Source organism: Marinobacter sp. (assembly GCF_052094685.1).
GTDB lineage: Bacteria > Pseudomonadota > Gammaproteobacteria > Pseudomonadales > Oleiphilaceae > Marinobacter.
Map to the genome: position 1 here is coordinate 40423 of NZ_JBQDKB010000002.1, position 23756 is coordinate 64178.

The window sequence follows — 23756 nt, forward strand, 5'->3', positions numbered from 1 at the left end:
CATTTGGCACTAGGCCGTAGGGGCCGTAAGCAAACGCTGGGGTTGAAAACGAACAAACAACGCCAGCGCGAGCCCGAAGGTCAGCCATTCGGCCATTGGCAACGCCAGCAGCAGCGGCCAGTCTGGTGCAAAGCGGTCAAGACCCATCAGCAGCAGAGCCGGTAGCACCAAGCTGCGGGAGAACGCCACCATCGCCGAGGGCAGAGGTTGGTGGGTGGCGGTGAGGTACACCGACAGCAGCACGTTGATACCGTTGACCAAAAACAGCGGCCAGAGGATGGCGAGATACTGATCGGCCAGCTGCGCCGTGGCCGGGTCTGCGGAGGTATCGAGGAACAGCCGAACCACATCGTTGCCGAATAGCCAGACAGTGCCCACCAGCGTTAGCGCCAAGGCCAGAATCACCGTAGCCCCGCAGCCCATGAACCGGCGAATGCGCTCGGCATTGCCTGCGCCCAGATTGTGGCTGATCAACACATGCATGGCGTCGGCAATGCCGTAAAACACCATCAGGCTGAGGAAGATCAGGTAATTCACCACGGTGAATGCCGCCACACCGGCCAGCCCCTGAGAGGTCATTAATAGCCAGTTGATCAGCAGCATCACCAAGCCCACCGACATCTCGTTGATCCACTCAGACACGCCATTGGCGAAGGCCTTGGGCACTTCGCGCCAGTTGTGTTGCCGCAACCGGAACATTAGCTTGCGCGCCGGTTTGGCGAAGTATCGGGCCAACACCGAAAATTGCAGCAGCTGGGCTATGCCGGTGGCGATGGCTGCACCGCGCAGGCCGTAATCCAGATACCCCACCAGCAACGCATCCAGTGCGATGTTGGCAACCGCACCTAACACCAGCGCCGTGGTGGCCAGCCCGGGAAAACCGTCTACCCGAACAAAGTAATACAGCACCATGGTCAGCAGCTGCACCACTATCACCCAGATAATCACCAGATAGTATTCGGACATCAGCGGGAAGACGTTGCGGGAAGCCCCGAGCAATCGATAAATGGATTCGTGAAACAGCAGACCGACCAGCGCGCCGGTTAAAGCCAGCGCCAGCGTTGCTGTCATGCATTTGCTGAAGACCGCAGACGCGGCAGCCTGGTTGCCTTCACCCAAATAACGACCGGCCCGCACAGTGCCACCAATGGCCAACGCCAACGCCAGCCCGAACATTAACGTAAACCAGGGAATCAGTAGGTTCAGCGCCGCGAGCGCGTCAGCACCGGCAAAGTTGCCGATAAAAATGCCATCCACGATGCTGGCGGTGGTTAGTGCCAGAAGCCCGGCCACTGAGGGCAGGGCGTAGCGGAAAAAGGCCGGCCAATAAGGGCCGGCCAATATCGGGTCGTTGGTTTCGCTGCTGGAAGGAGTCATGGCGCTGCCGTGGCTGAATGGATCAGCTGAAAAGCTCTCGCAGCTTCTCGCCGGGTTCCGGTGCACGCATGAACGACTCACCGATCAGGAAGCCGTAAATGCCACGATCTGTCATGGCCTGCACATCGGTACGGGTCATGATGCCGCTTTCGGTGATAGCCATGCGGTCGGCACCTATGCGCTGGTGCAGGTTGAAGGTGGTTTCCAGTGATACATCAAAGCTGTGCAGGTCGCGGTTGTTGATGCCGACCAGCGGTGTGCTCAGTGTTAGGGCGTCGTCGAGTTCCTCGCCGTTGTGTACTTCTACCAGTACGTCTAATCCAATTTCGTGGGCTATGCCTTCCAGTTCTTGCATCTGGTCTTTGCTGAGGCAGGCGGCGATCAGGAGTATGCAGTCGGCACCTATGGTGCGGGCTTCGTAGACTTGGTAGGGGGCGACCATGAAGTCTTTGCGAATAACCGGCAAGCTGCAGGCGTTGCGGGCGGCGATTAGGTAGTCTTCGTGGCCTTGGAAGAAGTCGTGGTCGGTGAGTACGGAGAGGCAGGCTGCGCCGCCGGCTTCGTAGCTTTCGGCGATCCCGGCTGGGTTAAATGGGTCGCGGAGTATGCCTTTGCTGGGTGAGGCTTTTTTGATTTCGGCGATAACAGCGGGTGTGCCGGCTTCTATGCGCTGGCGCAGGGCGTTGGTGAAGCCTCTTGTGCCGGGTTGGTCGCCGGCTTGGGCTTTGAGATCTTCCAGGCTTTTAGCGCGTTTTCGGGTTTCTATTTCTTCCCACTTTCTTTCTATAATTTTGCGCAGGATGGTGGGGGTTTTGTCGTTTTGTGTAGCCATTTTTTGATTCCGTGTTTGAGCGTGGCGGTAGTCGCTTCTCAAAAACACGCCCGTGAATACGTCCATGTAGGGCTTGGCTGCAGCCATCCTTGGCTGCAGACAGTTTTGAGAAGCGACTACCGCCACGCTCTCATGTTTGGGTGCTAGCCTTCTCAGCTCAAAAACAGTGGGAGAAGTCAGCCAGTTCCGAAAGCTTGCCGGCGGCCAATCCCGAGCCCATGGCGTCCAGTGCCATTTCCACGCCTGCTTTAGCGGTTGGCGCCAGGCCGGCTACGTAGATGGCGGCGCCGGCGTTGAGGGCGATCAAGTCTCGGGCTTTTTCGGCCATTTCGTCGTGGCCACGGCCGAAGGCGGCTTTGATTAAGTTCAGGGATTCTTCAGCGGTATCAACCGTCAGGCCAACTAAGGTTTGGCTTTTGACGCCCAGGTCTTCCGGGGTGATGTCGTATTCGATGATTTCGCCGTTTTTCAGCTCTGCAATGTGGGTGGCGCTGGCCAGGCTGATTTCGTCTAGCCCGTCTTTTGAGGCAACCACCATGATGTGTTCAGAGCCGAGTTTTTGCAGCACTTCTGCCATGGGGCGGCACAGGGCTTTGCTGAATACACCCACTAGCTGGCGTTTTACGCCGGCGGGGTTGGTCATGGGGCCCAGGATGTTAAACAGGGTGCGGCAGCCCATTTCTTTGCGTGGGCCAACGGCGTGTTTCATGGCGCCGTGATGAGCCGGGGCGAACATGAAGCCTACGCCAATTTCTTCTACGCAGCGGGCAACCTGTTCCGGGCTCAGGTTGAGGTTGATGCCGGCTTGTTCGATCAGGTCGGCGCTGCCGCTTTTGGATGAAACGGCGCGGTTGCCGTGTTTGGCTACAAAGCCACCGGCGGCGGCGACCACAAAGGCGGAGGCGGAGGATACGTTGAACAGGTTGGCGCCATCGCCACCTGTGCCCACTATGTCTACCAGTGGTTCTGCATTAATGCTTACGCCGGAGACCAGTTCACGCATCACTTCTACGGCGCCGGTAATTTCGTCAACGGTTTCGCTTTTGGTGCGCAGGCCCATCAGCAGGGCGCCGATTTGGGCGTCAGTGGCCTCGCCGTTCATGACTGTGCGCATTACGCTTTTCATTTCTTCCCGGGACATATCAAGGTTTTCGGCTACCCGGTTCAGTGCGTCTTTCATGTTCATTGGTTTCGCCTTGTTATTGGGTTCGCAGGAAATTGCGCAGCAGTTCGTGGCCCTGTTCGCTCATGATTGATTCGGGGTGAAACTGCACCCCTTCAATGGCTAGGGTTTTGTGGCGCACGCCCATGATTTCTTCCACGCTGCCGTCGCTATTGCGAGTCCAGGCGGTCATTTCTAAACAGTCCGGTAGGCTGGCTTGTTCGATGGCCAAGCTATGGTAACGGGTGGCCTGCAGTGGATTGTTCAGGCCGCGAAACACGCCGGTGTTCTGGTGGTAAACCGGGGATACTTTGCCGTGCATCACGCGCCCGGCGCGAATGATGTTGCCGCCGAACGCTTGGCCAATTGCCTGGTGGCCAAGGCAGACACCGAGTATGGGAATCTTACCGGCAAAATGACGGATCACATCCATGGAAACCCCGGCTTCGTTAGGTGTGCAGGGGCCGGGTGAGATTACCAGCCGTTCTGGGTTCAGTGCCTCGATCTGCTCCACGGTGATTTCGTCGTTGCGGTGTACCTGAACCTCAGCACCCAGTTCCGCAAGATACTGCACCACGTTGTAGGTAAAGGAATCGTAGTTGTCGATCATTAATAGCATGGTGTTTCCCTCGCCTCAGTGGTCAAAATCGTTGTAGGCCATGGCTACCGCGCGAAAAATGGCGCGGCCTTTGTTCATGGTTTCTTTCCACTCAAGGCGAGGTACTGAATCGGCAACTATGCCGGCGCCGGCCTGTATGTGCAGGGTATTGTCTTTGATGACTGCCGTGCGGATGGCAATGGCCGTGTCCATATTGCCGTTGAACGAGAGGTAGCCCACCGCGCCGCCGTATACACCGCGTTTAACCGGCTCCAGTTCGTCGATAATTTCCATGGCTCGGGTTTTTGGCGCGCCGCTCAAGGTACCTGCGGGCAGGGTGGCTTTGAGCACGTCCAGGCAGCTAGTGCCGTCTTTTACCTGGCCGGTCACGTTGGAGACGATGTGCATCACGTGAGAGTATCGTTCCACGGCCATTTTCTCAGTCAGCCGCACGGTGCCGGTTTCTGAGACGCGGCCGGCGTCGTTGCGGCCCAGGTCGATCAGCATCAGGTGTTCGGCGATTTCTTTCGGGTCGGCTAGCAGTTCGGCTTCCAGTGCCCGGTCTTCCGCTTCGGTGGCGCCGCGCTTGCGGGTGCCAGCTATGGGGCGAACGGTCACTTCCCGGTCTTCCATGCGCGCCAGAATTTCTGGCGATGAGCCTACAATGTGAAAGTCGTCCAGATCCAAAAAGTACATGTAAGGCGAAGGGTTCAGTACCCTTAGCGAGCGATACAGGTTTAAGGGCGGTGCTTCAAACGGAATCGACATGCGCTGGGAGATGACAGTTTGCATCACGTCGCCGTCCAACACATAGTCTTTGATTTTGCCTACTGCAGCCTCGAACTTTTCCTGGTTAAAACCAGACACAAACTCGCTTTCATCCACGGTTTTGCCGCGCAGATGCTCTGGCGTTTTGGGGGTGTTGGCCGTTTGTCGGTGCAGCTGCTGTTCAAGCTCGTCCAGTCTCAGTTGGGCTTGATCGTATCCGCCTTCATCGGCCGGGTCTACATGCACAATCAGGTGCAGCTTGCCGCGCAGGTTATCGAAGACCACAAGCTCGTTGGAGACCATCAGAAGTATGTCGGGTGTGCCAATGCGATCCGGCGGGCAGCTGGTTGCCAGGCGGTTCTCGATGTAGCGCACGGTGTCGTAGCCGAAGTAGCCCACCAAGCCGCCGTTGAAGCGCGGTAGCTCTTCCAGATCCGGGGCGTTGAAACGCTCCTGATAGCTGGCAACGAACGCCAGCGGGTCGTCTACCTCAGCACTCTCGACTAATTCGCCGTGCCGGCGAATCTCTATGCGATGGTCGAACACCTTTAGCACTTCTTGGCTGGGTAGACCGATGATGGAGTAACGGCCCCATTTCTCACCGCCCTGTACCGATTCAAACAGGTAGGAGTATGGCCCACTTGCCAGCTTGAGATAGGTACTTAAAGGAGTATCCATGTCCGCAAGCACTTCACGGTACACGGGAATACGATTGAAGCCGGCCTGTGCCAGCTTGTGGAATTGTTCGGAGGTCATGGTCGGGTTTCCTGAAATCTGATCTGCGTTCGAGCAGGCCTGTTGGGCAGTGCTTGCCGGGCCTGTCGGGTGGTGGCATTAAACGGGCAGGCGCTCGTTATCCGCCGGGCTGAGTTTTTCAGCCGGTACGCCATCGCCACCATCGTGTTGCGCGGGTTATGAGGACGCCACGCGTTGCAGTCAGATTCAGTCCCTGCACGGCAGGAATCTCCCGAATTGAATAATTTAAAAGACCAAGACCCTAGAGGTTACAAAAGCTCGCTCAGGGAATCAACCACAGCGTCTGCCCCCAGTGTTTGTACTGAGCGGCCAAAGTTATAACCATAGGTGACGACTACGCAAGGAATGCCAGCGGCTTGGGCGGCACTGGCGTCTGCTGCGGAATCGCCCACCATTACCGTGGTTCCACGGCTGCCCTGAAGAGCCTCCATGGCGTGGAGCAAGGGCGCGGGATCTGGTTTTTTTGTGCTCAGGGTGTCGCCGCCCACAATTAGCTGGAAGTGATGCTCAATGCCCATTTGTTCAAGCAGAGGCGCCACAAACTGTTCAGGCTTGTTGGTCACCACGGCCATGGGGCAGCCACGTTCGCTCAATGTTTCAAGGCAGGCTTCAACACCTGGGTAGACTGTCGAATACTGGCCGTTGAGCTGTTGGTAATTTTGGTATAATAACGTCAAAGCATCATCGAACAGAGCGTCATCGCTGGGACTTGCTGGTTCCCAGTCGGCTTTGCCGGCCAGCGCGCGCCGCATCAGTATGGGGGAGCCGTGGCCCACCCACTTACGCACCTGCTCAATGCCGGCTGGCTTGCGCCCCAGTTGTTCAAGAGTGCGGTCAACCGCCGCTGCCAAGTCGGGCGCGCTGTCTACCAGGGTGCCATCAAGATCAAATAACGCAATGCCCGGCCAGCTGGTATTAAATAGTCCTGCCAGGCTCATTGGGCGGGCATCTTGTGGCCTAGTGTTGTGCGAGCCTGTTCCAGCTCTTTGCGCATGATATCGATGGTGGCTTTGTAATCATCCGTGTTGAAAATAGCCGAGCCTGCAACAAATGTGTCCGCACCAGCTTCGGCAATTTCACGGATGTTGTCAGCTTTTACGCCGCCATCAATTTCCAGCCGAATATTGTAGTTACTGGCATCGATGCGTTTGCGGGCATCCCGCAGTTTATCCAGAGTGCCGGGAATGAATTTTTGGCCGCCGAAGCCAGGGTTGACTGACATCATCAGCACCATGTCCAGCTTGTCCATCACATGATCCATGTAGTGCAACGGTGTGGCCGGATTGAACACCAGGCCGGCTTTGCAGCCGCCCTCGCGAATCAGCTGCAAGGAGCGGTCAATATGTTGGGACGCCTCCGGGTGGAAGGTGATATAGCTGGCGCCAGCGTCAATAAACATGCGAATCAGGTCATCAACTGGCGATACCATCAAGTGTACGTCGATGGGTGCAGTAACACCGTGCTTGCGCAGCGCTTCACACACCATCGGGCCGATGGTCAGGTTGGGCACATAATGGTTATCCATAACGTCAAAATGCACCACGTCTGCGCCGGCGCTCAGAACGTTATCCACTTCTTCGCCCAAGCGGGCAAAATCAGCAGACAGAATAGATGGGGCAATCAGATAAGGGTTCATGACGGCTCTCGCAAACAATTGGCAGTAATTGAAATTGATGACAGTCTAACAGTACAAGAGTGTGTTTTCGTAGCCAAAGGAGCAGGAACTGTGCACCGATTTAGAACAGGAAGCCGAAGCGACTACACCGGGAGGATTTGCGGATGGCTAGCGTTTGCCGCAATGTTCGGTGGCTGGCTACCCGCATACGCGCAGAACAAAGATGACTCGCCAGAGCTCACTCAGGCGCCGGCCACCGAAGCGCGGGGCGCTGTTATGTCTGGTTTGGGCGAACAGAAGCTTAGCCAGAGGTTTCCAGATGCGGCTCGGTGGCTGGATCTTGAGGATGGCGCTCGCGCACTTGCCATGTTTTGGCCCGCGCGCGAAGCGCCAGCTCGGGGTGGGCTGATCATTCTGGCAGATGAGGGTGGAAATGCGGAGTCTGGGCTGACTGGGACGTTGGCACGGGAGTTGGCGCGCCGTAACTTTGCCGTGCTCACCCTGGGGCTTGAATCGCCGTCGTTGGCTGTTGAGCGGATTCTGGAGCGCCCTGCCGCGGAACCAGTGTCAGACAGTGAGTTGGGCGGCCCGAGCCTAGATATTAACAGTCCAGCCACCATTGATGTGATGGCCACAGAAACCGCAGATGACGCGGAAATCGCCTATCGCTCGCACATTCGCAGCCAGCTATTGGCCGGTGTTGCCGAGCTTGAAGCGCGCGATGAAGAGCTCGTTGCCTTGGTGGGACTTGGTCGTGGCAGTAACCACGTGGTGTTGAACGCGAGGGAGTTGGGCGGGTCGCCAGCCATGATATGGGTAAACCCAAGGCTCTACCCTCAAGATGCGGAAAACCTGGCTGGGGCACTGGAGAAAGCATCGGTACCGCGGATTCTGGAGCTTTCATCGTCTGATGAGTACGAGCAGCGCAGGGCCGGTCTGAAACGGGCCAGAGTGGAAGGCTTTAGCCTCCAACTTATGGGTTCGGCTGATTTGCTGTCGGCACGACACGGCAAGTCGCTGGCGGGAAGACTGTCAGCTTGGCTTAGCCCGAAAGAGAGCTATTAGCTGAACGAGCGTTAGCCTGGTTTATGGTGCCGCCTGATGAGTTCCCAGGCTTGCTGATAACGCAGCAAGCGTTCTTTGGCTACGGCTCTTTCGGCGGGGCTGAGTTGCTGTTGTGCCAGTTTGTCAGGATGGCACTCAGACACTTTTTTCCGGTATGTGCGTTTGATATCTGCAAGAGCGTCCCGCCGGGTTGCGCCAAACAAAGCGCAGGCTTGCTCAAGGTTTATAGGTTTTGCCGGTAGCTCGCTGGTGTCGCCCCATACTCTGGCAGCGTAGCTGTCAAAAATGTCTTCGCTGATGGTCACCGGAAGTCCGATCTGGTCAATCACATCCTCGCAGCGGTAGCGGCGTGGTTTGACGGGACGGCCTTTAAGTTGCGCTGCGTGGCACAGGCAAATGGCGACTTTTAGGGCAGGAGAGGGTCTGGAGCCATGACTTAGTCGTAAGGTGAGCCCGCATAATGGCGGAAGCGTGTCTGATGTTTTGCCCCGCTGGAAGCTTTGTATGGATTTGCGTCGCTGTCGTTTTGACAGTTTGAGGGCCTTGATTAGGCTTTCGGCAAAGCTGATGTCCTGCTCAGACACCCGTCCTTCGGCTTTGGCTATGTAGCCCAGAAAGAAAAACAGTGGGCGCCGGCACCACCAGGGTAGTCGAGTGTGGCCAATCAGCGTGTGTGCTCGGTGATCGGCCGCAGAAAGCTCCTGCAGAAGGTTTGAGAATGCGGCCTCCATGCGCGGCGGCAGTGTTGGTTGCGCAGAATGGGTCGCCATAGCCCTAGGGCTCCTGAGAGGCCAATTGCTGATCCAGCGCCCGCAGTCGCTCCGGTGTTCCTACATCAACCCAGAGACCACGATGGTGTAGCCCGGCCACGCGGCCTTTGTTCATTGCCTCTCTCAGCACAGGCCCGAGTTTGCCGGTCTGGTCCGTTAGTCCTTCGAACAGTCTGCGGTGCAGAAGGCTGATGCCAGCAAAGGTTAGCTTCTCGCCTTCTTTGATTGTGCAGCCTTCAGAGAGTATGCCGCTATGGTTCAGGCAAAAATCACCATGGCGGTGGTGTGACGGGTTGTCTGCCATCACAAGGACGGCATCGATGGTAGGCTGTTCGACAGTTTCGGGGGGTTGAAGCCGGGCGAGGTCAAAATCCGCCCAAATGTCGCCGTTGATCACCATGAACCAGTCGCTGTCAGGGCACGAGAGCAGCGGCAGCGCGCGAACAATGCCGCCGGCGGTCTCCAGCGGTTCACCTTCACGGGAGTAATTTAGCGAAAGCCCAAACCGCTCGCCATCACCTAGAGTGTATTCAATCTGCTCGCCAAGCCATGCGTGGTTAATGACCACATCTCGAAAGCCGGCACGGTGGAGGCGCTCCAAATGGTGTTCAATTAGGGGCTTGCCGCCGACACTCAGCAGAGGCTTTGGGGTAGTAAGAGTCAGTGGCCGCATACGCTCACCCCTTCCTGCGGCAAGAATCATCGCTTTCACGGTGTTAACAGCTCCTGGCCCGGAACTGGGCCGATCAATTCTTCAATTCTAGGTACGGCAACCGCTATTAGCCACTCGTGAAAGTGCCTCAAGGCTGGCTGCCGTTTGCTGGCGGCAAGCAAATAACTCACTGTGCGCGGAATGTCCTCCAGATAGCGTGGCTTGTTATCTCGCATGGCCAGTCTGGCAAAAATTCCGGCGGCCTTAAGATGGCGCTGCATACCCATGAGTTCAAACCACTGACGGAACGTGTCGCGGTCGGCACGGTGCAAACCTGCTCCCAAAGTTTGTTCTCGGAACGTTTCTAGCCATTCGCAGATTTGTTCTTCGGGCCATTGAATGTAGCAGTCTTTTAACAGAGACACAGCGTCGTAGGTCACTGGTCCGGATACTGCGTCTTGAAAATCGATAACTCCCGGTCGGCTACCGTGCTCCAGTACCAGCAGATTTCTGGAGTGGTAATCTCTGTGTACCGTCACGTTGGGCTGGGCCAGTGCACTTTCGCGAAGCAGCGCGAACGTGGTGTCTAGCATGGATTTTTCGATGTTATCCAGCTCCAGCCCAAGGTAACCTTCCAGTAGCCAGTCACGGAATAGCGCCATTTCGCGGTTCAGCAGAGCGGTGTCGTAGGCAGGCAGTGGATGATCCGGCTGTGCTGGTAGCTGCTGGATAAGTACGAGTTCATCTAGCGCGTTTTGGTAAAGCGCATTTGCGGTGCTTGAGCTGAGCTGGCCCAACATTAGCTGGTCACCAAAATCTTCCAGTAATAAAAAACCGCGTATCGGGTCGGCTTCAAAAATCTGCGGAACCGTAATGCCTGCCTGATGCCAGTGCCTGCCAATTGTTACAAATGGCCCACAGTCCTCTTGCTCCGGAGGCGAATCCATAACAATAAACGGTATGGTGGGCTGAGAGGGCATAGTGCCGCTGTTATCGCTGACGGCTTTTAACACACGGAAATAGCGTCGGAAGCTGGCATCGCCGGAAACGGGGCGGGCGTCGGCGTTTTCAAAGCCGGGAAACTGTCTGACCCAAGTGGTCAGCATTTGCAGGCGGTGGTCCATAGCTCGGGCGCGTATCCTGAAGTAATGAGTGAGCTTAGAGCAAAAGTTAATAGAGGAGTATAAAGAGGGTAAAATGGTTTTGCAGCGGAGTTTCGTCTATCGGGTTCCGTTTCCGTTAACAAGCTTCAGGGGCACGTGTAAACTAGGCCGCTGTCATTTGTGTATTTGTGCTTCGTCGCGCTATCCACAAACCTCTATGCACCCGGAACAGGAACCTTGCTACCGTGCCAACGTCCGACAGCTATCTGCAGGCGCAGAAAGGCACAGTACAGCGCTGGTTTGCGAGCCTGCTTACAGGATTTTCTCTGATGTCAGGGGCGGGGTTTTCCGCAGCTGAGGGCGCGCCATCAGCTGCGGAGCTGGACTGGCGCCCCAAAAGTCAGCTTCCAGATACTGTAAGGAATTCGCTGCCGGCATTTTGTTCGGGAGGCTACCTGCCTTCCGGTGCAGGAGAGAACGCTACCGGAGTGTTTGGTGACGAGAATGCTGACGGTGACGATGTGCCGTTGCAGGCAAGCGGCCTGAATGCCCGTTACGAAATGGATAATGAACTTTATCTGCAAGGTGACGTTCGGCTCCGCCAGGGCAATTTTCAGGTAACGGGTTCTGAGGCGCGCTATAGCCAGAGCAATGGCCAGGTCTCCATTCAGGGGCCATTAGTAAGCCGTGGTGACGGATTTCTGCTGACGGGGGAGCAGGCCGAATACAGTGTTGATTCTGGGCGATTTGATATCAACACAGCCACCTTTCTTTTACATGGTCCGGAAATGCGGGGCAGTGCCGGTAGCCTCTCACGGGTGGGTGCGGACACTGTAAATATACGCGATGGCATGCTTACTACCTGCGGCCCTCAACAAAACGACTGGGCGATTGTTGCGTCTGATATTAAGCTGGATCAGGCCGAGGGCGTTGGCACGGCAAAACACGTTCGCCTCGAGGTCTTAGATGTTCCGGTTTTTTACTGGCCTTATGCCAGCTTCCCTATAGATGATCGCCGAAAAACGGGTTTCCTTTACCCGCAGTTTGGATCGTCCAGCGCCGGCAGTGGTGCGTTTTTTGCGGCACCTTATTACCTGAACCTGGCACCCCATTACGATGCCACGATTACGCCTCAGTACATTCACGGCCGTGGCCTGTTCAATGAGGTGGAAGGCAGATACCTCAGTCCTTGGGGGGAGACTAGCCTGCAAGTGGGTTACATCGATAACGATTCGACTTACATCGACGAAAATCCCGGTGAGGACGGACAGCGCTGGGCCTTAGATGCTTCTACTCAAGCGAACCTGGGTGCTGGCTGGCGTGGGTATGGCGATTTTTCGGTAGTCAGTGATGAGGATTACCTTAGTGATTTGAATCGTAGCCTGGAGATTAACCAGGCCACCCACCTGCAACGGAGGGGGGGCGTGCGCTATCAGGATACGAATCAGTATTTTGATCTGTATCTGAATGACTACCAAACAGTCAGTGAGCGGATCGCAGACGTGAACAAGCCCTACGCCCAACTGCCAGATGCCATTTATGCCGGAACCGCCGAAGCCGGCTGGCTTGAGGCAGGTTTAGAAAGCCAGTACACCTGGTTTTACCGGGACAATAACTCGTTAACCGGGCTCGACAAAGCCAACGGCCAGCGCTTGCGAGCGCGTCCTGAGCTGGCTTTGCCGATGCGAGCGCTCTGGGGCTTCAGCCGTCCGTCGGTCAGTCTCGATTACACCCGGTATGAACTGGACGATTATAGCGCCGGGGATGGCCAATTTGATCGCACGGTTCCTGTCGTGGAGTGGGACAACGGTTTGTATTTTGATCGCCAGTCGAGCCTGTTTGATGTGCCTTACAATCAGACCCTCGAACCCCGACTTTATTATGCTTGGGCTGATGCGGAGGCTGATCAGAACTATATTCCGGCGTTTGATACAGCCCTACAAACCTTTCGTTTTGAACAGCTATTCCGGCCAGATCGTTTTGTTGGTGGCGACCGGGTAGGCGATGCGAATCAATTGACCGTAGCCCTGACCAGTCGATTCAATGATCTGGTGACTGGCGCAGAGCGAGCCCGTTTCAGTATTGGTCAGGTTCAGTATTTTGACGATCGAAACGTTACGTTGTTCGGTGAAGGCGGCGGTAATCGCAGCCGCTCACCGTTGGCCGGAGAGGTGGTACTTAACCCGTTAAAGAATCTGCAAGTCCGCTCTTCTGGGCTGTGGGATCCGGATACCGGTGATACCGAAGAGGGTCGAAGTCAGCTGGTTTTCCACACTGAAGATTACCGGTATCTTGCCAGTATTGGTCATACTTACAGCAAGGGTGAGTTAGAACAGTCGGATATTGCGGCGGTTATCCCCGCAACAGACCGTGTTAGTCTGATCGGCCGCTGGGTGTACGATTCGGACCTGGATCGTACTGTAGGGTCCCTTGCCGGGATTGAATACAACAATTGCTGCTGGAGCGTTCAGGTGGTTCACCAGAATTATCTGACCGACGATCAAGAGCTAGACAGCCGTGTGCTATTCCAGATTCAGCTCAAAGGCCTGGGCGGTAGCGGAGGTTCTTCAACATCGATCTCCGAGGCCATTTACGGTTTTGATGAGCGCGAACGGCGCCGCTTTGGAACTCCCTAATTGGAGTCTCACAACTGGTACCCCCTGACGACAACCGTGCCATTCCGGTACTCTAGCCGCAGGCTCATATCTTCATTATAGAGGTGATTATGAAGGCGACGATTCGCCAAGGTTTACAGACACTGCTGATGTTGTTGGTAGTGGCGCTTTCTTTTTCGGCCCAGGCAGAGCGCAAACTGCTCGACCAGGTGGTTGCCATTGTTGATGACGATGTAATCCTCCAGACCGAGCTGGAAGCAAGAATTAACACCATCACTGGTCGCCTTAGTACTCAGGGCACTGGTTTGCCGCCACGTCGTCTTCTTGAAGAGCGGGTTCTGGAGCAGTTGATCACCGAATCTGTCCAGATACAGATGGCAGACAAAATGGGTATGCGCATCAGCGATAACGAGCTGAACGAAACTCTGGCTAACATCGCCGATCGTAACGGTATGAGCCTGTCTGAGTTTGAGAATCAGCTAGCCACTGAGGGCGTAAGTTACCGCCAGGCTAGGGAGCAAATACGCCAGGAAATGATTACCGGGCGAGTGCAGCAGCGCCAAGTGGGCAATCGCGTACGTGTGACGGATCGGGAGGTTGAAAACTACCTGCAGGCACTTGAGAGCAGCGGCGGTAACGATGCGGAATACCGCCTTGCCTATATTTTTATCGAACTGGATAACCCAGCCGATGGTGCCGAGGTAGATGCAACCCGTGAAAAGGCAGAAGAGCTCCGCACGGCTATTTTGGATGGCCGCGATTTCCGCGAAGTGGCAGTTGCCGAATCCGACGCTAGCAATGCGCTTGAGGGCGGCGATATGGGATGGCGTAGCGAGCGTCAGCTGCCGTCACTGGTTGCGCCGGTTGTGCCAGCACTGGAGGTTGGAAAGCCTTCGGATGTTCTGGAGAACAACAGTGGCTTCCACCTAGTGATGGTGATGGACAAGCGCGGTGGTTCGCAGAAGCAGGTCATCCAGCAGAACCGGGTACGTCATATTTTGATACGACCCTCTGAAGCTATGACAGATGTCGAGGCCGAAACCACCATTCGCGACCTTTATCAGCAGATTCAGGACGGCGCTGATTTTGCCGTGGTGGCACGCGAGTTCTCCGACGACCCGGTATCCGGCTCCGACGGTGGCAATCTTGGTTGGGTGAGCCCTGGCCAGATGGTGCCCGGGTTTGAGCAGGCCATGAAAGAATCGGATGTAGGCGAGCTCAAAGGGCCGTTCCGTTCCCAGTTTGGCTGGCACATACTTCAGGTTGAAGAGCGCCGTCAGAAGGACGTCAGCGGTGAGGTAATGGAATCGGAAGCTCGCCAAGCGATTTATCAGCGCAAATTTGAGGCCGAACTGCAGAACTGGCTCCGGGAAATTCGCGATGAAGCCTTTGTTGAGTTTAAAGGTGACTATGCAGAAGAAGACGCAGAGGACGAATCCAGTAACGAGCAGGACGCCGCAGAATAATGCGTGATGGAACGGTTCTGGCTCTGACTGCCGGGGAGCCAGCAGGCATAGGCCCTGAGCTTTGCCTGCAGTTGGCCACGGAACAGCGTGATGCCTGTGTTGTCGTTGTCGCCAGCCAGCAACTGCTGAGCGAAAGAGCCAGGGTGCTGGGTCTCGACATTACGTTGCATCCCTGGCAGCCAGGTAGCACACCAAAAACGGCTGCCGGCGAGCTGTCGGTGCTGCACGTTGAAGGCTGTGCATCCTTCCAAGCTGGCAAGCTGGATACGGCTAACAGTCGCTATGTTCTGGACACTCTGACTACTGCTGCCAAAGGCTGTTTGGGGCGTGACTTTGACGGCATGGTTACAGCACCGGTTCACAAGGGTGTTATCAACGAAGCAGGTATTGAGTTCAGTGGCCACACCGAGTTCCTGCAGGAGCTCTGCGGTGTGGAACGAGTGGTCATGATGCTGGCCACAGAAGAGTTACGTGTAGCGTTGGTAACGACTCACTTGCCTCTTAAAGATGTGGCCGCAGCGGTTACGCCGGAACGATTGACCCAAGTCGCCACTATTCTCAATGCTGACCTGAAAAAGTTTTTCGGCATTGAGCAGCCAAGGATTCTTGTGGCTGGCTTGAACCCCCACGCCGGTGAGGGCGGCCATCTGGGTCGGGAAGAAATTGAAGTGATTGAACCGACTCTTGAGAAGCTTCGTGCCGATGGCCTGCAGCTAACTGGCCCACTACCGGCTGATACTCTGTTCACGCCCCATTGGCTTGACGATGCCGATGCCGCACTGGCTATGTACCATGACCAAGGGTTGCCCGTTCTCAAGTTTCAGGGCTTTGGCCGTGCGGTAAATATCACCCTGGGCTTGCCCATTGTGCGCACTTCAGTGGATCACGGCACCGCTCTGGATCTCGCCGGTACCGGCAAGGCCGATGCGGGTAGCCTGCACACTGCTATTCGAGTGGGCGAGCAAATGGCACGCTCCCTCAAATCTGTTAATCGCAAAGCCCCTAATTGAGAGAACCTTGAGTGAGTAAAAAAGCCGGCCATCAGGCCAGGAAGCGGTTTGGACAGAACTTCCTTCACGATCCGGGTGTGATTGAACGTATTATTCGCGCCATTCACCCGAAGCCGGATGATGCCATTGTAGAAATTGGCCCCGGCCTTGGTGCCATTACGGAGGAAATTCTGGCCGTTAACCCCAAGCTTCAGGTGGTGGAGCTGGATCGCGATCTGATCCCCGTGTTGCGCACCAAGTTTTTCAATTACCCGGATTTCCGTATTCATGAAGCCGACGCGCTGAAGTTTGATTTCAGCCAGCTTTCAGACGAAAAGCCACTGCGCATTATTGGCAATTTGCCGTACAACATTTCCACGCCACTGATCTTTCACCTGCTAGCTCAGGCCGGTGTCGTGCAAGATATGCACTTTATGCTGCAGAAAGAAGTGGTGCAGCGGATGGCCGCGGTATCTGGCGACAACAACTATGGCCGGCTGGGGATTATGACCCAGTATTTTTGCAAGGTTCAGCCATTGTTTGAAGTGGGTCCGGGCGCTTTCCGGCCCGCGCCGAAAGTTGATTCTGCCATCGTGCGCTTGGTTCCCTATACGGAACTTCCGCACCCGGCGAAGGATCTCGGCACGCTGCAAGCGGTGGTAAGAACCGCGTTTAACGCTCGTCGAAAAACTCTGCGCAAAGCACTGGGCAGTTTGGTGACGGTTGAGCAGCTTCAGGCGTTGGGCATCAACGATGGCCTGCGACCAGAAAACCTCAGTTTGGCAGACTATGTGAGCATCGCAGATATGCTCGTCGCTGAAAGCGGCCATGTGCAAGGCACTGAAGGCAGTAGCGAGGACAGCCATGACTGATTACGCCATCGGCGATATTCAGGGATGTTATGACCCTTTAAAGTCTGTTCTGGCTAAAGTGGATTTTTCGCCTTCCCGGGATCGGCTGTGGGTGGCCGGTGATTTGATTAATCGGGGACCGTCGTCCCTGAAAACATTGCGCTACATTAAAAGTCTAAGCGATGCCGCCGTGGTAGTTTTAGGCAATCACGATCTGCATCTCTTGGCTGTGGTTCTTGGTGGTCACGCACCAAAGCGTAAAGATACCCTCACCGAAATACTGAATGCCCCGGATTGTGACACGCTGGTGCATTGGCTGCGCCAACAGCACCTGTGTGTGCATGACTCCGAGCGCAACCTGGTCATGGCCCACGCGGGGCTGCCGCATATCTGGAGTCTTGAGCAGGCCCTGGCTTATGCCCGGGAAGTGGAAGAGGTGATTCGTGGCGACCAGGCTTCGGAATACTTTTCCCTGATGTACGGCAACAAGCCTGAAGGGTGGAATGGAAATCTCACCGGTATGGATCGTTGGCGGGTCATCACCAACTATTTCACCCGTATGCGTTTTATTGCCAGCGATGGCAGGCTTGAGCTCACCGCTAAAGAATCTGTTGGGACCGCACCCAAAGGCTTCGCCCCTTGGTTTGAGTTTCCCCGCAGGGATGACCTGCGAGTGATCTTCGGGCACTGGGCGGCTCTTGAGGGCCAGACTGGTATTGAGCGATTTATCGGCCTGGACACCGGCTGCGTATGGGGTGGTACGCTCACCATGATGAACCTGGATACCGGAGAAAAAATCCACTGTGACTGCTGAATCCGAAAATATGCAGGCACCCGGCCTGATACGCTTCCCTATCATTGTCGGCGCTTTTTTTGCTCTTACGGCTGTGATGGCGGGGGCGTTTGGTGCCCACGGACTGCGTAATCTGGTGAGCGAGCGTAGTTTGGAGGTTTTTCAGACAGCGGTTACCTATCAGATGTACCACGGGATTGCGCTGGTGCTTGTTACGCTGTTGTCTGGCCTTGGCCTTTCAAGGCGTTTGCTGGGATTTTCCGCCGGATTCTTTCTAGTGGGCATTCTGCTGTTCAGTGGCAGTTTATATACACTGGTACTGACAGATATACACTGGGTTGGCCCGATTACGCCCTTGGGCGGCCTATGCTTTATGATTGGCTGGGCATTATTGCTGGTGGCGGGCGCATGCCTGTCAGTGAATAGAAACAGAGGATAAAATGCTATGCAGGTTCAGGTAAATGGTGAAGCTCTTGCGCTTCCTGCCGGGGCCACGGTTGCCGCCTTGGTGGAAAAAATGGCCCTAACGGGTAAGCGGTTGGCGGTGGAGGTTAACGAAGACATAGTGCCCCGAAGCCAGCACCCAACATTTGCCCTAAATGACGGCGATCGAATTGAAGTTGTGCACGCCATCGGCGGCGGCTAATGCCGTTCGGCCAGACAGAAAGTTGGCCGAGATGCACCCGTTTTGAAGCACTTTCATTATCACGTTCTACCAACCGGAAACACCATGACCGAGAAATCAGCGATCCAGTTACCCGAAGACAAACCCCTTGAAATTGCGGGCCGCATTTACCAGTCGCGGCTGCTCGTGGGCACGGGTAAGTACCGCGATCTGATGGAAACCGGCCACGCTGTCGAAATGAGTGGTGCCGAAATTGTGACTGTCGCCGTTCGTCGTACCAATCTGGGGCAGAATCCCGACGAACCCAACCTGCTGGATGTGATCTCACCGGATAGCTACACCATTTTGCCCAACACGGCTGGCTGTTTTACGGCCAAAGACGCCGTGCGCACCTGCAAACTGGCGCGTGAACTGCTCGACGGCCGCGATCTGGTTAAACTGGAAGTGTTGGGCGAAGACAGAACCCTTTACCCAAACATGCTTGAGACCTTGGCCGCCGCCGAAGAGCTGATCAAAGACGGCTTCAAGGTAATGGTTTATTGCTCTGATGATCCCTTGTTGGCCATGCGTCTTGAGGAAATGGGCTGCATTGCGATCATGCCGTTGGGCGCGCCTATTGGCTCCGGCCTGGGTATCCAAAACCGCTACAACATCCGGCAGATTATCGAAAACGCCAAGGTGCCCGTGTTAGTGGATGCCGGTGTTGGCACCGCATCCGATGCCACCATCGCCATGGAATTGGGTTGTGATGGTGTGCTGATGAACAGTGCCATCGCCCACGCCAAAGAACCGATCAGAATGGCCAACGCTATGCGCTTGGCCATTGAAGCAGGGCGTGAATCGTATCTCGCAGGCCGGATGCCCAAAAAGCTCTACGGTAGTGCATCATCGCCCCTAGATGGCACCTTCTTCTGATTCCGATTCTGATAAAGAGCGTTGCAGTCTTGCTATGACGGACCAGAAACCCAGTCGCAGAGAAACCATTCTCCATGCTCTTGTGCAGCTCCTGGAAAACGATCCAGGAGCTCGAATCACTACCGCTGTTCTGGCTAAATCCGTTGGCGTAACAGAGGCTGCGTTGTATCGTCATTTCCCCAGCAAACGGAAGATGTTTGAAGCGCTTCTGGAGTTTGCTGAGGAGGCTGTGTTTTCCCGCTGCCAGGTGATCCTGCAGGAGCGCGAAGATGTGCGAATGCGGTTGCAACAGTTGATGCACTTGGTTTTGGTATTCGCCGAGCGCAACCCAGGGTTGTGTTGTGTGCTTACCGGTGATGCCTTGGTCGGTGAAAACGAGGCATTGCGAAAACGCGCGTCTCAGTTCTTCGAGCGCCTGGAAACCCAGGTGCGGCAAACCCTGAAAGAAGGCGAAATTCGCCAAGGCTTGCGTCCACGCACCAGTGCGACTCGGGGTGCCGATTTTGTTCTGGTGTTCATGGAGGGCCGGATTCAGCGGTTTATTCGCTCTTCCTTTTCGCGGTTACCCTCCACAGACTTTGACGAAAGTTGGGAGTTAGTTGCTGATGCTGTTTGGAGCTGACTGTTTTGCTCTCACTCATACCCAGAAGCAGAGCGGAGAATTTGGCGTATAGGCTCCCAAATAGCAGGCGCTGAAATCAGGATGTCTCGGCCCCAAAGGTCGGCGGGATAACCATCAGGGACTTCGCTGAAGTGGCCAGCAGTCGCACCTGCTTCCAGGGCAATCAGGCGGGCGGCGGCGAAATCCCAAGGGCTGACGTTTTCGTAGTAGATGTCCAATCGACCGCAAGCTACCCAGCAGATATCCAGCGCGGCAGAGCCTATGCGGCGTAGGTCGCGGCACTGGTGGATCATTGCATCCAGGCGGCTCATCAGCGGGGCCAGGTTGTCTTTGGTGTAGGGAAAGCCGGTGGCAAAGAGTGAATCCCGTGGAACCGTTGCACCGCTGTGGCTAATGGCGCTGCCGTTGAGTGTGGCGCCTTCGCCTCGGGTGGCGCGAAACGTTTCACCGGGGAAAGGCGCATGTACTACGCCCGCTTGTACGCGGCCGTTTTCAGCGTAAGCAATGGATACCGCAACCTGCGGGTGACCATAGGCGTAATTTACCGTGCCATCGATGGGGTCGATGATCCACAGAGGTGTGTCCAAATTCTCAGCCTGGCTGAGGTCAGGCATGGTTTCTTCTGACAAGATGCGGTGGTCGGGGAAGCGCTTGCGGATGGCATCGGTGATGAACTCATCAGCCATGATGTCGGCATGGGTGACCAGCTCGGTCTGCTGTTTGTAGTCGGTGCGTAGGGTGTTATTGTCACGCTCCCTGCGAATCAGTTCACCGGCCTCCAAGGCCAGATCTTCAGCGAAATCGGTAATACCCTGCAAGGAAACAGAATCAGACATAGCGCCCCCGTTAAGACTCTAAAGAGTGAGGGCGCTAGTCTACCATGGGGCTGGATTAGAGGCTGTTCAGCCAAGCCTCCATCTTGTCCATGGCTTTCACAAGGCGCGGGCCTGCCTGCGCCACAAAGTCATCAGCCAGTTCCTGGTCGGCATAATCGCCGCCGGCCAGTTGCAAGGCCCGAGCACCGTCGAAATCCACGAATGCCAAGCGCGCGGCCAGGTGATCCGGCACAAAGCCGAAGTCGCTGGCGGGCAGAATCGCAACGCCCGTGTTCTCCAGCAGCGACTGGCAAAACGCTTGGCTGGTTTTGATGTCTTTTCTGAGGAGTTGATCGCGGAAGCTTGAGAAATCCGGGAACAGATAAAATGCGCCTTCGGGCTTTTGTACAACCGCACCCATGTCGTTCAGACGGCGGTGCATGTACTCGCCAATCACTTTAAGCACTCGGCGTGATTGCTTGAGGTACTCGTCTATGTCCTCACCACCGTTAAAGGCTGTGATGCCAGCATGCTGTATGGGTGCGCTGGTGGCCGTATAGGTTTCGCTGGCAATGATCGCCATGGCGTCCTGCAAGGGGCGCAGTTCTTTCGGGAAAATGAAGGTGCCCAACCGCCAGCCGCCGGCACCTGCCCATTTGCTCAAACCGGTGCTGACAATGGTGCCTTCGGGATAGTAGCGAGCGATGGATTTGTGCTTTCCTTCGAAGTGCACTTCGCCGTAGATCTCATCCGAAAGCAGGATCAGCTTGTACTTGCGGGCCACGTTGGCGATGGCGAGCAACTGGTCGTCTGTGTAAGTACAACCGGTAGGGTTGGACGGGTAGTTAAGAATCAGAATGCGCGGGCGGGAAACGTCGTCTCGACACACGATGTCCAGTTCTTCAGCAGTCAACTGCCAGTTGTTATCGGCGTGTGTGGGAAGCCAGTGCACCGAGCGGCCAATAATACGGGCCTGGGGCGCGTAGGAGACCCAGCTTGGGCGCGGAATAAGCAGGTCGCCGTAGTAGGCCAGTTGTAGGATGAACAGCAGTTCCTTGGAGCCAGGACCAATCAGCACGTCTTCCCAAGAGCTCCGCATACGTTCACTGCGGTTGATGTAGCCAGAAATGGATTCGCGCAGGCTTTTAAGGCCCTTAACGGGAAGGTAGTCCTTTTCGTGGGCGTGCTCTTTGAGCGCATCCACCACACGGTCAGGCACAGGGAAAGGTGACTGCCCAAGCCCGAGCTTGATAATGTCTTTGCCTTCGGATTTGAGCTGGTTACTTAGCTCGTTAATGCGCAGGGTGGCGGAGGGCTGAATGCCCCGAACGTTCAGGTTGATCGCAAAGCGTTGGTCGTTTTGGATGTCCATTTTCCCGGTCTGTTGGTTGAGAGTGGCCCGAACAGTATAGGAAACCCAAACATATTTGTGGGCGTTGTGCGGATAGGTGATTGCCGAAGCAGCATCTTCCCTAGTGATCGCGAACCCAGACCTCTACCCGTCCGTTGCGCCTTTGGCCGCTTGTGCCCCCAGCCATGCCAACGGGCATGTACTGACCATATCCGGTGTAACGGACATCATGGACACTAAAATCCGAGAGCGCTTTGCGTACTGATAGCGCGCGTAATTCCGAGATCATCTGGGCTCGTAGCTCGTTGGTTTGTTGATCGGCAAAGCCAATAAGCATCAGATCATCGGCACTGCGTTTTTCCCTGTTGAGATACCCGGCAACCCGCCTCAAATCTCTTTGTGCCTTGTTGTCCAGTTTTGTGCGTCCTTCCGAGAACCGGAAATTGACCGTTAGTCGCTTATAGTTTTGTGTCAGTAGTTTGAAGGTGGGTGGTGTGTTAGCGGCCAAGTCGGGTTTGACGGCCATGGGGTTCTGGGAAACAAACCCCGATTCCGCAACGATGGTTTGGCCCTCCGCATTCAGTACGAATTCTACAAAGTCTTTCGCTACAGCCGTTGTGGCATCGCCAGGCGTATACATGAACAAGCGCCTGGAAAGCGGATAATCTTCACTGGCCACGGTGAGCCGTGATGGTTTCAATGCCGGCGCGTCACCATCTGAAATCGCCAGCACTTTGCTTTTGCGTACCGAAGCCAGGCCAGAGAAGCCAATGCCGCCGGGATCCGAGCTGACATCGTCAGAGAGCCGGTCGTTTGATTCGTAGCGCCTGGAGGAAGCATGCAGGGGGTAATGTTTGCCCAGCACCAGGCTCTTGAACGTGTCCCAGGTGCCAGAGCGATCATCTCGCGCGTACAGATTAATGGGTAAATTGGCGCCGCCGACCACTGACCAGTTTTTGATCTCTCCCGAGAATATCCTGGCCAGCGAGTCGATACTCAGTTGATTGACCCGATTTGCCGGGTGAACCAGTACTGCGAGGCCGTCAATGGCAACCACATGTTCGCTTCCGGGATCTCTCAGATTGGCTCGCCCAGCCATTAGCTGCACTTCTGCGGGTTTGACCGAGCGGGAGGAGGCCCAGATATCGGCATTTTTGGCCGCCAGCGCCTTGAAGCCTGTACTGGAGCCGTGGGCCGCAACCAGAACTTGAAGGGGCGTGTTTCCCAGGCTTCCAATCAGGAGCTTTTCGTTGGGTTTGTCATTGCTAAGGTGTTGGACAGGATCCTTGCCTCGACTTCTGAGAAAGCCCTCGACAAGCATGGGGGCCAGCCTTGCCCCAATCGTATTGGAGCCGTGAATCTCCATTTCTTCGGCGTAGCCAGCAGGTGTATTAAAAATCAAAAGCAGGCAGAGCATCCCCGTTAAAGTGCTCTGCCGAGCCCGGGGTGAGGGGCATTTTTTCATCATAAAGCCTCATGGCAACAAATAATTAACGTTGCGGGAAGAATGAGGCAGAATTATTACAGGAATGTTTCAGTGGCCATTGGTGGTGATAACAACTGGGATCGAGCACCCGAGAGGTCAGGAGAACCGGTGAGGGTCCAGATCCATATGCAGTATTCGAGGGCCTAGCATGATAACCCGGCCGCTGTAGCGCTCTTCGCCGGTGGAGGTGAAATCAAACATGAAGCGACGCCATACGCGTATTTGGCCTTGGTCGTCCCGCTTGAACCAGATGCCCCTTAGGTAGATGGCATCATCAAGCAGCATCACGTCCATGGTTTTGCAGTAGCGGTGTGCGGCTTGGAGCACGGAATCCTTTATGGCCTTGGCGCGCCACCAGTACCAAATGGTAAAGCCTGCAACAAACAGCCAGAACAAGGTTCCCAGAGTCATGATAAAGCTACGATGGCGGCAATCTTCCAATATGAATAGCGGGTCAGGGTGTCAGATTACCCGGATGCCTGCCTGAATGCCAAAAAAACCCGGTTCACCATAAGGTGAACCGGGTTTTT

24 protein-coding genes are annotated in these 23756 nt (G+C 55.7%); 10 read left to right on the top strand and 14 right to left on the bottom strand.

Features of this window, described 5'->3' with window-relative positions:
- Nucleotides 1-9: 9 nt before the first annotated feature.
- The 7 genes from ACTH3S_RS00730 to rpe form a co-directional block, all read right to left on the bottom strand.
- On the bottom strand, nucleotides 10-1377 hold the full coding sequence (locus tag ACTH3S_RS00730) for an MATE family efflux transporter (RefSeq protein WP_441807099.1): 1368 nt from the start codon (nucleotides 1375-1377) through the stop codon (nucleotides 10-12).
- Between the two features lie 22 nt (nucleotides 1378-1399).
- Nucleotides 1400-2209: an indole-3-glycerol phosphate synthase TrpC gene (gene trpC / locus ACTH3S_RS00735; RefSeq protein WP_441807100.1), complete on the bottom strand. Its 810-nt coding sequence runs from the start codon at nucleotides 2207-2209 to the stop codon at nucleotides 1400-1402.
- A gap of 157 nt (nucleotides 2210-2366) precedes the next feature.
- The gene (trpD, locus tag ACTH3S_RS00740) at nucleotides 2367-3395 is read right to left on the bottom strand and encodes an anthranilate phosphoribosyltransferase (RefSeq protein ID WP_441807101.1); all 1029 of its coding nucleotides are present in this window, start codon (nucleotides 3393-3395) and stop codon (nucleotides 2367-2369) included.
- 13 nt (nucleotides 3396-3408) lie between these two features.
- Nucleotides 3409-3990 (bottom strand): anthranilate synthase component II, encoded by a 582-nt coding sequence (locus tag ACTH3S_RS00745; protein ID WP_441807102.1) that lies wholly within the window; start codon nucleotides 3988-3990, stop codon nucleotides 3409-3411.
- 15 nt (nucleotides 3991-4005) lie between these two features.
- Nucleotides 4006-5493 carry an anthranilate synthase component I gene (gene trpE, locus ACTH3S_RS00750; RefSeq protein ID WP_441807103.1) on the bottom strand — a complete coding sequence of 496 codons (1488 nt, stop codon included), beginning with the start codon at nucleotides 5491-5493 and terminating at the stop codon, nucleotides 4006-4008.
- A 248-nt stretch (nucleotides 5494-5741) separates the two neighbouring features.
- Nucleotides 5742-6431 carry a phosphoglycolate phosphatase gene (locus ACTH3S_RS00755; RefSeq protein ID WP_441807104.1) on the bottom strand — a complete coding sequence of 230 codons (690 nt, stop codon included), beginning with the start codon at nucleotides 6429-6431 and terminating at the stop codon, nucleotides 5742-5744.
- Complete coding sequence (rpe, locus tag ACTH3S_RS00760) at nucleotides 6428-7129, bottom strand: ribulose-phosphate 3-epimerase (protein WP_441807105.1); 702 nt, start codon at nucleotides 7127-7129, stop codon at nucleotides 6428-6430. The genes ACTH3S_RS00755 and rpe overlap by 4 nt, the downstream gene beginning before the upstream one ends.
- A 90-nt stretch (nucleotides 7130-7219) precedes the next feature.
- Between rpe and ACTH3S_RS00765 the strand changes: the two genes are divergently transcribed.
- Nucleotides 7220-8173, top strand: a complete 954-nt coding sequence (locus ACTH3S_RS00765) for a DUF3530 family protein (protein ID WP_441807106.1) — start codon at nucleotides 7220-7222, stop codon at nucleotides 8171-8173.
- Between the two features lie 11 nt (nucleotides 8174-8184).
- On the opposite strand, the gene ACTH3S_RS00770 is transcribed toward ACTH3S_RS00765, so the two are convergent.
- The 3 genes from ACTH3S_RS00770 to ACTH3S_RS00780 are packed head-to-tail and all read right to left on the bottom strand — an operon-like array spanning nucleotide 8185 to nucleotide 10719.
- Nucleotides 8185-8943 (bottom strand): molecular chaperone DjlA, encoded by a 759-nt coding sequence (locus ACTH3S_RS00770; RefSeq protein WP_441807107.1) that lies wholly within the window; start codon nucleotides 8941-8943, stop codon nucleotides 8185-8187.
- A 4-nt stretch (nucleotides 8944-8947) separates the two neighbouring features.
- Nucleotides 8948-9655 carry an N-acetylmuramate alpha-1-phosphate uridylyltransferase MurU gene (murU, locus tag ACTH3S_RS00775; RefSeq protein WP_441807108.1) on the bottom strand — a complete coding sequence of 236 codons (708 nt, stop codon included), beginning with the start codon at nucleotides 9653-9655 and terminating at the stop codon, nucleotides 8948-8950.
- A complete protein-coding gene (locus tag ACTH3S_RS00780; RefSeq protein ID WP_441807109.1) occupies nucleotides 9652-10719 on the bottom strand; it encodes an aminoglycoside phosphotransferase family protein in 1068 nt (355 codons plus the stop codon). Before ACTH3S_RS00780 ends, murU begins: the two co-directional genes overlap by 4 nt.
- Before the next feature lie 308 nt (nucleotides 10720-11027).
- Between ACTH3S_RS00780 and ACTH3S_RS00785 the strand changes: the two genes are divergently transcribed.
- The 9 genes from ACTH3S_RS00785 (at nucleotide 11028) to slmA (ending at nucleotide 19574) form a co-directional block, all read left to right on the top strand.
- Nucleotides 11028-13334, top strand: a complete 2307-nt coding sequence (locus ACTH3S_RS00785) for an LPS-assembly protein LptD (protein WP_441807149.1) — start codon at nucleotides 11028-11030, stop codon at nucleotides 13332-13334.
- Between the two features lie 89 nt (nucleotides 13335-13423).
- Entirely contained in the window at nucleotides 13424-14779 is a 1356-nt protein-coding gene (locus tag ACTH3S_RS00790) for a peptidylprolyl isomerase (protein ID WP_441807110.1), read from the top strand.
- Entirely contained in the window at nucleotides 14779-15789 is a 1011-nt protein-coding gene (gene pdxA / locus ACTH3S_RS00795) for a 4-hydroxythreonine-4-phosphate dehydrogenase PdxA (RefSeq protein WP_441807111.1), read from the top strand. The genes ACTH3S_RS00790 and pdxA overlap by 1 nt, the downstream gene beginning before the upstream one ends.
- A gap of 11 nt (nucleotides 15790-15800) precedes the next feature.
- Complete coding sequence (gene rsmA, locus ACTH3S_RS00800; RefSeq protein WP_441807112.1) at nucleotides 15801-16640, top strand: 16S rRNA (adenine(1518)-N(6)/adenine(1519)-N(6))-dimethyltransferase RsmA; 840 nt, start codon at nucleotides 15801-15803, stop codon at nucleotides 16638-16640.
- Nucleotides 16633-17433: a symmetrical bis(5'-nucleosyl)-tetraphosphatase gene (locus ACTH3S_RS00805; RefSeq protein ID WP_441807113.1), complete on the top strand. Its 801-nt coding sequence runs from the start codon at nucleotides 16633-16635 to the stop codon at nucleotides 17431-17433. Before rsmA ends, ACTH3S_RS00805 begins: the two co-directional genes overlap by 8 nt.
- Nucleotides 17434-17443: 10 nt before the next feature.
- Nucleotides 17444-17851 carry a DUF423 domain-containing protein gene (locus ACTH3S_RS00810; RefSeq protein WP_441807150.1) on the top strand — a complete coding sequence of 136 codons (408 nt, stop codon included), beginning with the start codon at nucleotides 17444-17446 and terminating at the stop codon, nucleotides 17849-17851.
- Nucleotides 17852-17857: 6 nt separating this feature from the next.
- Nucleotides 17858-18058 carry a sulfur carrier protein ThiS gene (thiS, locus tag ACTH3S_RS00815; RefSeq protein ID WP_441807114.1) on the top strand — a complete coding sequence of 67 codons (201 nt, stop codon included), beginning with the start codon at nucleotides 17858-17860 and terminating at the stop codon, nucleotides 18056-18058.
- A gap of 84 nt (nucleotides 18059-18142) precedes the next feature.
- Complete coding sequence (locus ACTH3S_RS00820) at nucleotides 18143-18952, top strand: thiazole synthase (protein WP_441807115.1); 810 nt, start codon at nucleotides 18143-18145, stop codon at nucleotides 18950-18952.
- A 34-nt stretch (nucleotides 18953-18986) separates the two neighbouring features.
- Nucleotides 18987-19574 (top strand): nucleoid occlusion factor SlmA, encoded by a 588-nt coding sequence (slmA, locus tag ACTH3S_RS00825; protein ID WP_441807116.1) that lies wholly within the window; start codon nucleotides 18987-18989, stop codon nucleotides 19572-19574.
- An 11-nt stretch (nucleotides 19575-19585) separates the two neighbouring features.
- Here slmA and ACTH3S_RS00830 read toward each other — a convergent pair whose 3' ends face one another.
- From ACTH3S_RS00830 to ACTH3S_RS00845, 4 genes are all read right to left on the bottom strand, one after another.
- Nucleotides 19586-20410: an inositol monophosphatase family protein gene (locus tag ACTH3S_RS00830; protein WP_441807117.1), complete on the bottom strand. Its 825-nt coding sequence runs from the start codon at nucleotides 20408-20410 to the stop codon at nucleotides 19586-19588.
- A gap of 55 nt (nucleotides 20411-20465) precedes the next feature.
- A complete protein-coding gene (locus tag ACTH3S_RS00835) occupies nucleotides 20466-21761 on the bottom strand; it encodes a pyridoxal phosphate-dependent aminotransferase (protein WP_441807118.1) in 1296 nt (431 codons plus the stop codon).
- Between the two features lie 100 nt (nucleotides 21762-21861).
- Nucleotides 21862-23208 (bottom strand): substrate-binding domain-containing protein, encoded by a 1347-nt coding sequence (locus ACTH3S_RS00840; RefSeq protein ID WP_441807119.1) that lies wholly within the window; start codon nucleotides 23206-23208, stop codon nucleotides 21862-21864.
- A gap of 114 nt (nucleotides 23209-23322) precedes the next feature.
- Nucleotides 23323-23637: a DUF3301 domain-containing protein gene (locus tag ACTH3S_RS00845; protein WP_441807120.1), complete on the bottom strand. Its 315-nt coding sequence runs from the start codon at nucleotides 23635-23637 to the stop codon at nucleotides 23323-23325.
- Nucleotides 23638-23756: the final 119 nt, after the last annotated feature.